The sequence below is a fragment of the Sphingomonas rosea genome (assembly GCF_039538065.1).
GTDB classification, from domain to species: domain Bacteria; phylum Pseudomonadota; class Alphaproteobacteria; order Sphingomonadales; family Sphingomonadaceae; genus Sphingomicrobium; species Sphingomicrobium rosea.
Map to the genome: position 1 here is coordinate 1,458,345 of NZ_BAABBR010000001.1, position 11,889 is coordinate 1,470,233.

Sequence of the window (11,889 nt, forward strand, 5' to 3'; positions counted from 1 at the left end):
CGTTTACAGACTCCGCCCGACCGCGGCCGCGACGGGGGCAAGCGCGCTCATCAGCTTCTCGAACTGCGCGGGGTAGAGCGACTGCGCGCCGTCGGACACGGCGACCGCGGGGTCGCGATGCACCTCGACGATCAGGCCGTCGGCGCCGGCGGCGGTCGCCGCGAGGCTCATCGGGGGAACGAGGTCGCGGATCCCGGTGCCGTGGCTGGGGTCGACGATGATCGGGAGGTGGGTCTTGCCCTTGACGTAGGGCACGGCGTTGAGGTCGAGCGTGTTGCGGGTCGCCGGCTCGAACGTGCGGATGCCGCGCTCGCACAGGATGACCTGGGCATTGCCCGCGGCCATCAGATATTCGGCCGCCAGCAGCCACTCCTGGATCGTCGCGCTGAGGCCGCGCTTCAGCAGCACCGGGCGCCCGGCCGCGCCGACCGCGCGGAGCAGCGCGAAATTCTGCATGTTGCGTGCGCCGATCTGGAGGCAGTCGGCGGCCTCGGCGACGACGGCGACATCGGCCGTGTCCATCACCTCGGTGACCACCGGCAGCCCGAGATCATCGCCGACCTCGCGCAGGATGCGCAGGCCCTCGAGACCGTGTCCCGAGAAACCGTAGGGCGAGGTGCGCGGCTTGTAGGCACCGGCGCGCAGCATGGTCGCGCCCGCCGCCTTCACCGCGCTGGCGGTCTCGTGGAGCTGGTCGACGCTCTCGACCGCGCACGGGCCGGCGATCACCGCCAGGCGGTCGCCGCCGACGCTGACCCCGCCGACATCGACCACGGTGTCATGCGCCTGCAGTTCGCGGCTGACGAGCTTGTAGGGGGCGAGGATCGGCTTGACGCTCTCGACGGCGGGGTCGCTGTCGAGCGCCAGTTCGGCGAGCACGCGCTCGTCGCCGAGCGCCCCGAGGACGACGCGCTCGGCGCCGGGCATGTGGAGGGGCTTGAGGCCCGCGTCCTTGATCCGGGCGATGAGCCGCTCGGCGCTGTCGGCGGGGGCTTCGGGCTTCAAAACGATGATCATGTGGGATCCTGTCGGTTGGGTCTGTTCGGGATCCGGCAGGTCTCATGCGACCAACAAAAAACCCGCCGGGTGAGGGCGGGTCGGTCAGGTCAGCGCTTCACGAGGATAGCACTAAAGGCCGGCACGCCGCAGATGGGTCGGCCAGCGCCACCAAAGGCGAAGGTTGGTCGAGGCGAGTGCGTTCAGCATCGCCGTCTAAAAAGCTGTCTTCGTCCAACAAATCAAGCCCTCTCCTTTAGTCGAGGCCATGCGCGGCGGCTTTTTGTCGGCACGCGCATGGCCTCCCAACGGCATCTCCTCACTCGGCGTCGGGCCCGGTCATCGCGAGCGCAACGTCGATCCGGCCCGGGAGGCCGGCCTCGGCGAGCTGGCTGGCGCGGGCACGGAGCGCGGCGACCTGGGTGTCGGTCGAGCGGATCGCCGCCCAGTTGCATTGCGCTTCGTCGGCGGTCTGTCCGCCGGTTTCGTAGGAGACGCAGATCTGATGCGCCGCCGCGCGGATGCGGTGGTGAAGGGTCCGGAATGCGGCCGGCTTCGACAGGTCGAGGTCGCCGACGGGCACGCGGCGGGTGACAATCTCCTCCTCGGGCGCGGTCACCTTGATCGGCTGGCTTTGCGCCGAGGCCGGCTGGGCGACGGTGACCCCGACGAGGCCGAGCGAGACCGAAAAGGCGAGGGCGGCGAGGCCGGTACTCTGCAAGCGATGTTTCATGATCATTCCCCTTGGCGGCCGAGAGACGATTCCCTGCGGCACGCGAAGGGCTTACCCCCGCCACAAAAGTAGCGCTCGTGCCGTTCGACGCCTGACCGACCCGCTTCGACCTTCCGGCAAAGCGGCGTGTTATGGGGACAATACGGCGAACGGCGGAAAGGCGGCCGGTCGTGCCCATCGCGGGCGGCATTTCCGCTTGTTTGTGAGGGGTATGGCACCGCCGCCGCTTGTCGTCGGTCGTTGGTCGAAGCGGGGTTGCGCCCGGTCGCGCAGCCCCGAAGGTAGGCGCAGCTAATCACCTTGTTACCGGGGGAATGTCTTGACCGTTTCGCTTCGCCGCCTGCTGACCGCCGCCCTCCTCGCCGGAAGCGCCGTGTCGCCCGTCATCGCCGCCGCGCCCGCCAAGCTCAGCGCGCCGACGATCCCCTTCACCGAGCGCAAGCTTGCCAATGGGCTGCGCGTCATCGCCATTCGCGACACCAGCACCCCCGACGTCACCGTGTCGATGTGGTATGAGGTGGGCTCCAAGCACGACCCCGCCGGGCGCTCGGGCTTCGCCCACCTGTTCGAGCACATCCTCAGCCGCAAGACCGTGAACATGCCCTACAACACCATCAACAAGATGGTGGACGACATCGGCGGCACGCGTAACGCCAGCACCTGGTACGACCGGACCAACTATTACGAGACGGTGCCCGCGCAATATCTCGAGCGGATGCTGTGGACTCACGCCGAGCGCATGGCCCGCCCGGTGATCGACCAGGAAGTGTTCGAGACCGAACGCAACGTGGTCAAGGAAGAGCTTCGCCAGCGCGTCCTCGCGCCGCCCTACGGCCGCTTGACGAGCTTCGTGATCGGCGAGAACGTCTACAACACGCTCCCGCACCGTCGCCCGACGATCGGCAGCATCTCCGACCTCGATTCGGCAACGCTCGCCGACGCCCGCGCCTTCCACGAGGCGTTCTACGGACCCGACACCGCGACCCTGATCGTGTCGGGCAACTTCCAGCCGGCCGAACTCGATGCGCTGGTGAACAAATATTTCGCCGCCATCCCCAAGCGTGCGCGGCCGGCGAAGCTCGCCATCACCGCCAAGGACAAGCCGATCGTCGCGCGCAGCGTCACCGGCAGCGCCCCGACCGTCTCGCTCCCCGCGGTCGGCTCGGCGTGGCAGACGCCGGGCGCGTCGAGCCCCGACATGGCCGTCCTCGAGGTACTGAACGCGATCGTCACCAAGGGCGACAGCAACCGCTTCGAAAGTGCGCTGGTGAAGCCCGGCCTTGCGGTCAGCCCGATCGCGCTTCTCAACGATACGGAGGAGCAGGGCTATTACGCGCTGATGGCGGTGGTTGCGTCAGGCAAGGAGCCGGCGGCGGCTGAAGCGGCGCTCGACCAGACGCTGGCCGGCCTTCGCGCCAGCGGACCGACCGCCGACGAGCTGACCGAAGCCAAGAACGAGCTCCTGTCCGACGCGCTGCAGGAGCGCGAGACCGCCAGCGACCGTGCCTTCACCCTTGGCGAGGGCTTGGTCCGCACCGGCGATCCGCGCGCGGCCGACAAGCGCCTCGCCCAGATCACGCAGGTCACGGCCGCCGACGTCCAACGGGTCGCGCGGACGATCCTGTCGCCGGCCAGGCGCCTCCGGATCAATTATGTGAAGGGTGACGGCGACGCCAAGGGCTGGGCCAATCCGACCCCGCTTCCGACCTTCGCCAGCCCGCCGCCCGCCGCGCAGGCACCGCTCGCGCTGCTGCCCGAAGGCCAGCGCCAGGCGCCGCCCGCGCCGGGGACCCCGGCCGCCTTCCGCATGCCCGCGCTCCAGGAAACGACCCTGTCGAACGGCATGAAGCTCGTCACCGCGCGAACCGGCAACGTGCCGCTCGCGACGCTGACCGTTGCCATCCGCGGCGGCAGTTCGGTCGAGCCGCGCGCCAAGGCGGGACTCGCCAACATGGTCGCGCAGATCGCCAGCAAGGGAACTCCGACCCGCTCGGCCGACCAGATTGCGGCGGGCCTCGAGAAGCTCGGCGCCAACCTCAGCGCCGCCGCTTCGCCCGACGGCACCCTGCTGTCGGTGACCGCGCCGACCGCGACCCTGCCCGAGGCCGCGGCGATCCTCGGCGACATCCTCGCCAACGCCAGTTTTCCCGCCGAGGACGTGGCGCGCGAGCGCAAGCGCACCCTCGATGGCCTCCAGGTGTCGATGAAGGATCCCGCGACGATCGCGGCGCGGCTGGTCAATCCGCTGGTCTTCGGCGCGGCGCCTTATGGCGTGGTCTCGGGTGGCACGCAGGCAAGCATCGGCAGCCTGACCCGCGAGGACCTCACCCAATATCGCCAGACTTGGTGGCGTCCGGACCTTGCCACCGCCTTCGTCTCGGGCGGGATCGATCCGGCGGCGGCCAAGGCGATCGCCGAGCGTGCGCTGGGCGGCTGGCGGGCGACCGGCGCGGCTCCGGCCATGCCGACCGACCTCGTCGGTGCCGAGGCGCCGGGCCGGACCCTCGTCGTCGATCTCCCGGGCGCGGGCCAGGCGGCGGTCTATGCCGTCGCGCGCGGCGTGTCGCGCGGTGACGCGGCCTACTACGACGCGCTCCTCGCCAACAGCATCCTCGGCGGTTCGTCGACCGGGCGGCTGTTCCAGGAAATCCGGGTCAAGCGCGCGCTCAGCTACGGCGCCTACAGCTCGCTCGGGGCGCAGCTCGGCGGCGGCGTGATCCTCGCCAATGCCCAGACCAAGAACGAGAGCGCGGCCGAGGTCGCGAAGGTGTTCCTCGACGAATATGCCCGCATCGGCAGCGAGCCCCTCGTCGCGGCGGACGTCGACAACCGCAAGACATTCATGGTCGGCAGCTTCCAGCGCCAGCTCCAGAGCAGCGCGGGCTTCAACGGGACGCTGGCGGGCGCGGCGCTGCGCGGCGTCTCGCCGGCCGAGCAGCTCGCTTACGCCGACCGGGTGCGCGCGGTGGGCGGGACGGCGGCGACGTCGGCGATCGGCCGGCTCGTGCAGCCGAGCCGGATCAGCCTGATCATCGTCGGCGATTCGGCGAAGTTCATCGACCAGCTTCGCGCGCTTCGGCCAAACGTCGAAGTGGTGGCGGCCGACAAGCTCGATCTCGCCACCGCCGGGCCGGTGCGCTGAGCCGACCTAGAGGGCCTGGGCGGCGGCCACTCCGCTCGCCCAGGCCCACTGGAAATTGTAGCCGCCGAGCCAGCCGGTGACATCGACCGCCTCGCCGATGACATGAAGGCCGGGCAGCTTCTTCGCTTCCATCGTCTGCTGGGACAGCTCGGCGGTGCTGATCCCGCCGGCGGTCACCTCGGCTTTGGCGAAGCCCTCGCTGCCATTGGGCTGGAACTCCCAGGCCGACAGCCGCTGCTCGGCGCTGTCGAGCGCCTTGTCGGGGGCATTGCCGAGCTCGGCGGCCAGCGCGATCCGCTCGGCCAGCGTGTCGGCAAGGCGTGAGGGAAGCTGTTCGCCCAGCACGCTCGCAAGCTTCGCCTTCGGCCGCTGGCGCTTGGCCTCGCGCAGCCACCCGGCGGGCGCCTGCGGAAGGAAGTCGATGGCGACCGCTTGCCCGCGCTTCCAGTAGCTCGAAACCTGCAGGATCGCCGGTCCGCTCAACCCCTTGTGGGTGAAGAGCGCGGCCTCGCGGAAGGCCGCCTTGCCGCAGCGCGCCTCGACCGGTGCGGCGACGCCCGACAGTTCGCGGAAGAGTGCTTCGTCGCCGCCCAGCGTCAGCGGCACCAAAGCGGGGCGCGGCTCGACGACCTTGAGGCCGAACTGGCGGGCAAGGTCATAAGCGAAGCCGGTCGCGCCGAGCTTGGGGATGGAGGGGCCGCCAGTGGCGATGACGAGGGCGGGCGCTTCAGCGGTCCAGCTCCCGGCCTCGACCCGGAAGAGGGCGTCGGCGTGGGTGACGTTGCGGACCGGCGCGTCGAGGCCGAGCGTCACCCCGCCGGCGCGGCATTCTTCGAGCAGCATGGCGACGATCTGCCGGGCCGAGCCGTCGCAGAAGAGCTGGCCGAGAGTCTTTTCGTGCCAGGCGATGCGGTGCTTCTCGACGAGGTCGAGGAAGTCGCGGGGGGTGTAGCGGGCGAGGGCCGAGCGGGCGAAGTGCGGGTTCGCCGACAGGTAGCGGTCGGGCGCGGTGTGCACATTGGTGAAGTTGCAGCGGCCGCCTCCCGAGATCAGGATCTTGCGGCCGGGCTCGGGAGCATGGTCGATCACCAGCACGCGGCGGCCGCGCTGGCCGGCGATCGCGGCGCACATCAGGCCGGCGCCCCCGGCTCCGAGGATGATGGCGTCGAAGGGGCGGGGAGCGGGCATGGCCGCCCCCCTAGCTTGCCCGGTTACTCGCCGTCGAGCGGGAGCGTGTCTTCCTCCAGCATGATCCCGCTCGCGGCGCCCTCGGCGTCGGCTTCGGCCTCGGCGACGTCGCGGGCAAGGAACTCGAGCTCGATCCCGCTTTGCGCGTCACCGGCAAGTTCGTTGGGCGAGGCGAGGGGGTGGTCGTTGCTGAACTGCTCCTCCTCGGCCTCGAGGGCGGGGTCGGTCTGGTCGTCGCGGGGCTGGTCGATCATGGTGGAAAGGCTCCTTCATGAAGCCCAACGAGAAAGGGCCGCGACGTTTCCGCCGCGGCCCTCGCTTGTTTCATCGAACAGGTGAGGCTTACGCCACGCCTTCTTCGAGCTGGACCTTGATGCCCGGGCCCATCGAGGAGCTGATCGCCGCCTTCTTCAGGTACTTGCCCTTGGCACCGGCCGGCTTGGCCTTGGTGATGGCGTCGACGAAAGCGTCATAGTTGGCGCGCAGGTCCTCGGCGGTGAAGCTCGCCTTGCCGATGCCGGCGTGGATGATGCCCGCCTTCTCGACGCGGAACTCGATCTGGCCCGCCTTGGCGTCGGTCACGGCCTTGGTCACGTCCATGGTGACGGTGCCGAGCTTCGGGTTCGGCATCAGGCCCTTGGGGCCGAGCACCTTACCGAGGCGACCGACGACGCCCATCATGTCCGGGGTCGCAATGACGCGGTCATAGTCGAGCTTGCCGGCCTGCATCTCTTCCATCAGGTCGTCGGCACCGACGCGGTCGGCACCGGCGGCAGTGGCTTCGTCGGCCTTGGCGCCCTTGGCGAAGACGGCGACGCGGACGGTCTTGCCGGTGCCCTTGGGCAGGTTGACGACGCCGCGAACCATCTGGTCGGCGTGACGCGGATCGACGCCGAGGTTGAGCGCGACTTCGATCGACTCGTCGAACTTGGCGGTGGCGAGCGTCTTGGCGAGGCTGATCGCCTCGTCGACGCCGTACAGCTTCTCGCGATCGACCGAATTGGCGAGGCTCTTCTGCTTCTTGGTCAGCTTGGCCATGTTCTTAGCCCTCCACCACTTCGAGGCCCATCGCGCGGGCGCTGCCTTCGATGATCTTGGTCGCCGCCTCGATGTCGTTGGCGTTCAGATCCTTCATCTTCTGTTCCGCGATCTCGCTCAGCTGGCTGCGCTTGATCTTGCCCGCGGAGACCTTGCCCGGCTCCTTCGAGCCCGACTTGAGGCCGGCGGCCTTCTTGATCAGGAACGAGGCGGGCGGGGTCTTGGTGGCGAACGAGAAGCTGCGATCCGCATAGACGGTGATGACCGTCGGGATCGGCATGCCCTTTTCCATTTCCTGCGTCGAGGCGTTGAAGGCCTTGCAGAATTCCATGATGTTGACGCCGCGCTGACCCAGCGCGGGGCCGATCGGCGGGGACGGGTTGGCGGCGCCGGCCGGCACCTGCAGCTTGATATAGCCGGTAATCTTCTTGGCCATGTCACTCTCTTCTGGGCGTGAGCCCGGTTCAGTTTAGCGGTTCGAGCGGGCGCCGAGGCACCCTCCCGCAGAGGCTCCAGTGATGTGCTGGAAGGCGGCGCCTCTAGCAGAGGAGGGGCGAGGTGGAAAGGGTGGGCCGGATCTTCTCGATCATCACGCATATGGCGGGTGGTGGAGAAATAGAAAAGGCCGGAAAAACAGCGGGTTACGATTTCGGGCATCGATAACGGAGGTGGAACGTTCGAGCGGCTGTGCCGGCGTCCCCATTTTCCCGACATAAGAGTGTGATGAGCATCGCGATCCTGGTCGGCGGCGAGCGCCAGCGGGCGTGGGTCGGCGTGCTGAAACGGCGGCTCGAGGAGCGGATCGGGCAAACAGTGGCGGTGCATGCGGCCGGCGGGGAGGACGAGCGGCCCCTTGCCTTCGAGCGGATCGACCGGCGCCTGTTCGGGTCGCCGAGGCCCGATCTTCTGGCGTGGGAGACGCTGGCGACGTCGGACCTTCCCGCCAATGCCCTCGTGATCGACCTCACCGAAGGCGGGGTGCCGGGCGAGCACGTGCTGACGCCGCTGTTCAACGGGCAGCGCGGGCGGGCCGGGATGGCGGCGAGCGTCCAGACGAGCGGACTGCCGCGGCTGAGCGTGAGGCTCGGGCCGACGCGCGAACTGATCGCGACCGAGCTTGCGCTGGTGTCGCGCGAATCGGTGGCCCTCAGCCTCAATGCGATCCTCGCCCGGCTCGTGACGCTGCTCGAGCGGGCAGTGCTGCATCTGGTCGAGGGCCTGTCGCTGCCGATCACCGCGCCGGGCGCGGCCGAGCCGCACCGCCCAGCGCCCAAGCTCAAGGGCTATGCCAAGAGCGTGGCGCACCGGCTGGCGGGGCCGCTGGTGCGGACGGGGGACTGGACGATCGGCTGGCAGCAGGCCCGAACGGGGCGGCCGGCCGAGCCGGACCCGGCGAACCTCCAGTTCCTCGCCATGGACTATGACCGCTTCGCCGCCGACCCGATGCTGTTCGCGCATGGGGAGCGGACGTGGCTGTTCTTCGAGGACTACGATTACGCTCGCGCGCTAGGACGCTTGTCCTGCGTGCAGATCGGCGGGGATGGACGCGCGCGCCCGCCGGTGACGGTGATGGAGCGGACAAGCCACCTGTCCTACCCGTTCGTCTTCGCGCATGAGGGAACGGTGTACATGGTTCCCGAAACGAGCGCGGACCGCCGAGTCGAATTGTGGCGGGCGACCGACTTCCCGACCGGCTGGGAGCGCTGCGCGGTCCTGCTCGACGGGGTCGAGGCGGTCGATGCGACGATTCGGCAGGACGCCGAGAGCGGCCGCTGGTGGATGTTCGCGAGCGTCGCCGAGCCGGGCGCCAGCACCTATGACACGCTGTCGATCTACTGGAGCGAAGCGCTGACGGGCCCGTGGACGGCGCACAAGCTCAATCCCGTGAAGCTCGATGCGGCGAGCTCGCGGCCGGCGGGGCCGATCGTCGAACAGGATGGCGCCTGGTGGCGACCGGCGCAGGATTGCACGCGGGGCTATGGCAGCGGGCTCGCCTGGTGCCGGATCGACGCGCTCGATCCCGAGCAATTTGCCGAGACGGTGGTCGAGCGGTGGCAGCCGAGTGGCGGTTATCGCGGGCTGCACACCTATACGCAGGCGGGCGGCTGGGCGGCGATCGACCTCCAGCGGCGGCGCTGGCGGACGAAGCGGTCATGAGCCTGAGCTTTTCGCCGGCCCCCTTCCCGCTGGCGCACGACCGCGACCGGCTGGCCATCGCCCATGTGCACACGGGCATGGTCGGCAGCGGGGGCGACCGCGTGAGCGAGCTCGAGGCCTGCTTCCTTGCCGAACTCGGCCACAAGGTGACGATGATCGGGCCGGCCGCGCCCGAGATCGAGGCGCGCTTCGAGAAGGCCGGACTGGCGCTGATTGCCGATGCGCCCGCGCGGCGCGAGCCCATGGCGGTGGCGGCGCGGACGGGGGCGCTCGACATCGTCCATTGCCATTGCACGCTGAGCGCGCCGTTTGCCGCCGCGCTGGCGCGCGAGAGCGGGGCTGCGCTGGTGGTCCACATCCACAGCATGAAGGAGGATTGGTGGGAGAGGGGCGGCCGCGCGTCGGACTTCGGCGGCAAGCGGCGGCGGCTCCGGCAGGAGATCGACACGGCGGTGGCGGGCGCGGCGCGAGTCATCTGCGTGAGCGAGGCGGTGCGTGACCACATGCTGGCGATCGGGCTTCCCATCGGCAGCGCGGTGGTGCTCGGCAATCCGATCGACGACATCTTCTTCCGGCCTGCGGGGACTGGCGAGGAACGCTTCGACGTCGCGATCCTCGCCCGTCCGAGCCGCGCCAAGAGCCCGCTCAGCGCGCTTCGGATCCTCGCCGAGGCGCAACGCCGGCGGCCGGGGCTGCGGATGATCTGGATCGGCCCGCTCGGCCACTGGGACCGGTTCATGCGGATGAGCCGGCGGGCGCTCAAGCTTCCGAGCCTGACCTTCGCCGGCCAGCTCCAGCCCGAGGAGATCTGCAACGTGCTCGACGGGACGCGGGTGCTGCTGAGCGCGAGCAATCGCGAGGGGCAGCCGCTGTCGGTGCTCGAGGCGCTGAGCCGGGGCTGCTCGGCGGTGCTGTCGGATATTCCCGCGCACCGGCCCTTCGCCGAGGAGCAGGGCGTCACCCTGTTCCGCGAGCGCGACCAGACGGCGGCAGGCGCCGTGCTCGCCGAGACGGTTGCGTCGCATCACCGGCGCGCGCGGCCCGCGCTCGCCAGTCACCGCGTCGCCGACCACGGGCGCCGGCTGCTCGACATCTATCGTTCGCTCGTCGTCGGAAGGAAGGCCTCGTGAACCTGCTCAGGACGGCGAAGAAGAGGCTGGTTCGGGGATTGCGGCCGGCGAGCCTGCCGCAGACGCGCTCGACCCGGCCGACAAGCGACAGCTACGGCTTCGACCGCGGGCGGCCGATCGACCGTTATTATATCGATCGCTTCTTCGCGGCCCATGCGGCGGACATGCGCGGCGACGTCCTCGAGGTGCAGGAGTGGCTGTACGGGAAGGGCGCGGCGGGGGAGGTCACGGGGCGGCACGTGCTCGACATCGATCCCGCGAACCCGGACGCGACGGTGGTCGCGGATCTGTCGGCGGCAGACGATGTTCCCGCCGAGAGCTTCGATTGCATCCTCCTGCCGCAGACGCTGCAGTTCATCTTCGAGGCGGGGGCGGCGATCCGCCATTGCCACCGGATGCTGCGGCCGGGCGGGGTCCTGCTGGCAACGGTGCCGGGGACCGCGCGGGTCGATCCCGAGCTGTACGCGAGCGACTATTGGCGGTTCACGCCGGCCTCGTGCGAGCGGCTGCTGGCGGGGCCGTTCGGCGGCGGGGCGAGTGTGACGAGCTTCGGCAATGCGCTCGCCTGCGGCGGGTTCATCGCGGGGCTGAGCGTCGAGGAGTTCAGTGCGTCCGAGCTCGATCCGGTGGACAGCTTCTTTCCGCTGATCCTGGGACTGCGCGCCCGCAAGGCCTGAGGGCGGCGTCCTAAAGGTGGAAGCGGGCGAAGTCCTTGGCGGTGGCCTGGGCGAGGAGGGCGTGGAGCTGGGGATGCTCGTCGCTCTTGAGGACGCCGGTCGGGGGCTCGGGATGGCGGGCGAGGGGGGACAAAACGAGCGGGCAGCAGGCGGGGACGAGCTGCGAGCCGCTGCCGACCTCGAGCGTCGCGAGCATCCCGAACAGCGCCCCGCTGATCGTCGGGCGCGACAGGACGGCCATGCGGTGCTGCCCGCAGTCGTTGGTGGTGAGGTAGATGTGGCCCGAGAGGTGCGGGAGCGAGACCTCGCCGCGCTGGGCGAAGTCGGCGTCGAGCCGCTGGCGCTCGGCGAACACGAGGTGGCCCTGGCCCTCGTCCCATGAAATGTCGGTGACGTAGGCGAAGATGGCGTTCGGCGTGTTGAAGCTCGGGCGGAGCGTGAGGAAGCTGCCCTCGAGCCAGCGGACGGCGGCGCGGACGTAGGCGCCGAGGCGCTCGGGCGCGGCGGCGGGCGCGGGCTGGTCGAGCGGGGCGGCGGGCCGGAAGGGGGGGCCGAGCGCTTCCTCGATCCGGAGCTTGGAGGCGAGGGTGAAGGGGCGGGTTCCGGCGAGCGCCTTTTCGAGCGTCGAGAGGCTGATCCGGGCCATGTCGGCGAGCGCCTGCCGCGAGATCCGGCGGCGGGCGAGCTCCTCGCGGACGCGGCGGCCGAACTCCTGCGAGTCCGCGATCTTGAGCAACTGGTCGTCCATGGGTCCCCCGTCGGCGTCCGCCATACCCGCACATTTCCGCACAAGGGGTCAACCGTTCCGCACATGATGGCGGAACAAGG

The 11,889-nt window shown here is 69.8% G+C and carries 11 protein-coding genes; 4 read left to right on the plus strand and 7 right to left on the minus strand.

The genetic code is table 11. The features are described from left to right. Positions 1 to 3: 3 nt before the first annotated feature. Positions 4 to 1,017, minus strand: coding sequence for a 3-deoxy-7-phosphoheptulonate synthase (gene aroF / locus ABD693_RS07305; protein ID WP_344696362.1), 1,014 nt, complete (start codon positions 1,015 to 1,017; stop codon positions 4 to 6). Positions 1,018 to 1,315: 298 nt separating this feature from the next. Then, positions 1,316 to 1,729, minus strand: coding sequence for a UrcA family protein (locus ABD693_RS07310; protein WP_344696363.1), 414 nt, complete (start codon positions 1,727 to 1,729; stop codon positions 1,316 to 1,318). 319 nt (positions 1,730 to 2,048) lie between these two features. Between ABD693_RS07310 and ABD693_RS07315 the strand changes: the two genes are divergently transcribed. Further along, positions 2,049 to 4,871, plus strand: a complete 2,823-nt coding sequence (locus ABD693_RS07315; protein WP_344696364.1) for a M16 family metallopeptidase — start codon at positions 2,049 to 2,051, stop codon at positions 4,869 to 4,871. A gap of 6 nt (positions 4,872 to 4,877) precedes the next feature. On the opposite strand, the gene ABD693_RS07320 is transcribed toward ABD693_RS07315, so the two are convergent. The 4 genes from ABD693_RS07320 to rplK form a co-directional block, all read right to left on the minus strand. After that, positions 4,878 to 6,059 (minus strand): BaiN/RdsA family NAD(P)/FAD-dependent oxidoreductase, encoded by a 1,182-nt coding sequence (locus ABD693_RS07320; RefSeq protein ID WP_344696366.1) that lies wholly within the window; start codon positions 6,057 to 6,059, stop codon positions 4,878 to 4,880. Between the two features lie 23 nt (positions 6,060 to 6,082). Next, positions 6,083 to 6,313, minus strand: a complete 231-nt coding sequence (locus ABD693_RS07325; RefSeq protein ID WP_344696367.1) for a hypothetical protein — start codon at positions 6,311 to 6,313, stop codon at positions 6,083 to 6,085. 88 nt (positions 6,314 to 6,401) lie between these two features. Continuing rightward, complete coding sequence (gene rplA, locus ABD693_RS07330; protein WP_344696368.1) at positions 6,402 to 7,097, minus strand: 50S ribosomal protein L1; 696 nt, start codon at positions 7,095 to 7,097, stop codon at positions 6,402 to 6,404. A 4-nt stretch (positions 7,098 to 7,101) separates the two neighbouring features. After that, positions 7,102 to 7,533, minus strand: coding sequence for a 50S ribosomal protein L11 (gene rplK, locus ABD693_RS07335; RefSeq protein WP_168068142.1), 432 nt, complete (start codon positions 7,531 to 7,533; stop codon positions 7,102 to 7,104). Positions 7,534 to 7,820: 287 nt separating this feature from the next. Between rplK and ABD693_RS07340 the strand changes: the two genes are divergently transcribed. The 3 genes from ABD693_RS07340 to ABD693_RS07350 are packed head-to-tail and all read left to right on the plus strand — an operon-like array spanning position 7,821 to position 11,061. Then, positions 7,821 to 9,254 carry a glucosamine inositolphosphorylceramide transferase family protein gene (locus tag ABD693_RS07340; RefSeq protein ID WP_344696370.1) on the plus strand — a complete coding sequence of 478 codons (1,434 nt, stop codon included), beginning with the start codon at positions 7,821 to 7,823 and terminating at the stop codon, positions 9,252 to 9,254. Next, entirely contained in the window at positions 9,251 to 10,384 is a 1,134-nt protein-coding gene (locus ABD693_RS07345; RefSeq protein WP_344696371.1) for a glycosyltransferase family 4 protein, read from the plus strand. Before ABD693_RS07340 ends, ABD693_RS07345 begins: the two co-directional genes overlap by 4 nt. Continuing rightward, positions 10,381 to 11,061, plus strand: a complete 681-nt coding sequence (locus ABD693_RS07350) for a class I SAM-dependent methyltransferase (protein ID WP_344696372.1) — start codon at positions 10,381 to 10,383, stop codon at positions 11,059 to 11,061. The genes ABD693_RS07345 and ABD693_RS07350 overlap by 4 nt, the downstream gene beginning before the upstream one ends. 10 nt (positions 11,062 to 11,071) lie before the next feature. Here ABD693_RS07350 and ABD693_RS07355 read toward each other — a convergent pair whose 3' ends face one another. After that, positions 11,072 to 11,809, minus strand: a complete 738-nt coding sequence (locus tag ABD693_RS07355) for a helix-turn-helix domain-containing protein (protein WP_344696373.1) — start codon at positions 11,807 to 11,809, stop codon at positions 11,072 to 11,074. Positions 11,810 to 11,889: the final 80 nt, after the last annotated feature.

Excerpts from the sequence above, each read along its gene's own strand:
- aroF (WP_344696362.1), bottom strand. The coding sequence starts at position 1,017 with ATGATCATCGTTTTGAAGCCCGAAGCCCCCGCCGACAGCGCCGAGCGG.
- ABD693_RS07340 (WP_344696370.1), top strand. The coding sequence starts at position 7,821 with ATGAGCATCGCGATCCTGGTCGGCGGCGAGCGCCAGCGGGCGTGGGTC.
- ABD693_RS07345 (WP_344696371.1), top strand. The coding sequence starts at position 9,251 with ATGAGCCTGAGCTTTTCGCCGGCCCCCTTCCCGCTGGCGCACGACCGC.
- rplA (WP_344696368.1), bottom strand. The coding sequence starts at position 7,097 with ATGGCCAAGCTGACCAAGAAGCAGAAGAGCCTCGCCAATTCGGTCGAT.
- ABD693_RS07355 (WP_344696373.1), bottom strand. The coding sequence starts at position 11,809 with ATGGACGACCAGTTGCTCAAGATCGCGGACTCGCAGGAGTTCGGCCGC.
- rplK (WP_168068142.1), bottom strand. The coding sequence starts at position 7,533 with ATGGCCAAGAAGATTACCGGCTATATCAAGCTGCAGGTGCCGGCCGGC.
- ABD693_RS07310 (WP_344696363.1), bottom strand. The coding sequence starts at position 1,729 with ATGAAACATCGCTTGCAGAGTACCGGCCTCGCCGCCCTCGCCTTTTCG.
- ABD693_RS07325 (WP_344696367.1), bottom strand. The coding sequence starts at position 6,313 with ATGATCGACCAGCCCCGCGACGACCAGACCGACCCCGCCCTCGAGGCC.
- ABD693_RS07320 (WP_344696366.1), bottom strand. The coding sequence starts at position 6,059 with ATGCCCGCTCCCCGCCCCTTCGACGCCATCATCCTCGGAGCCGGGGGC.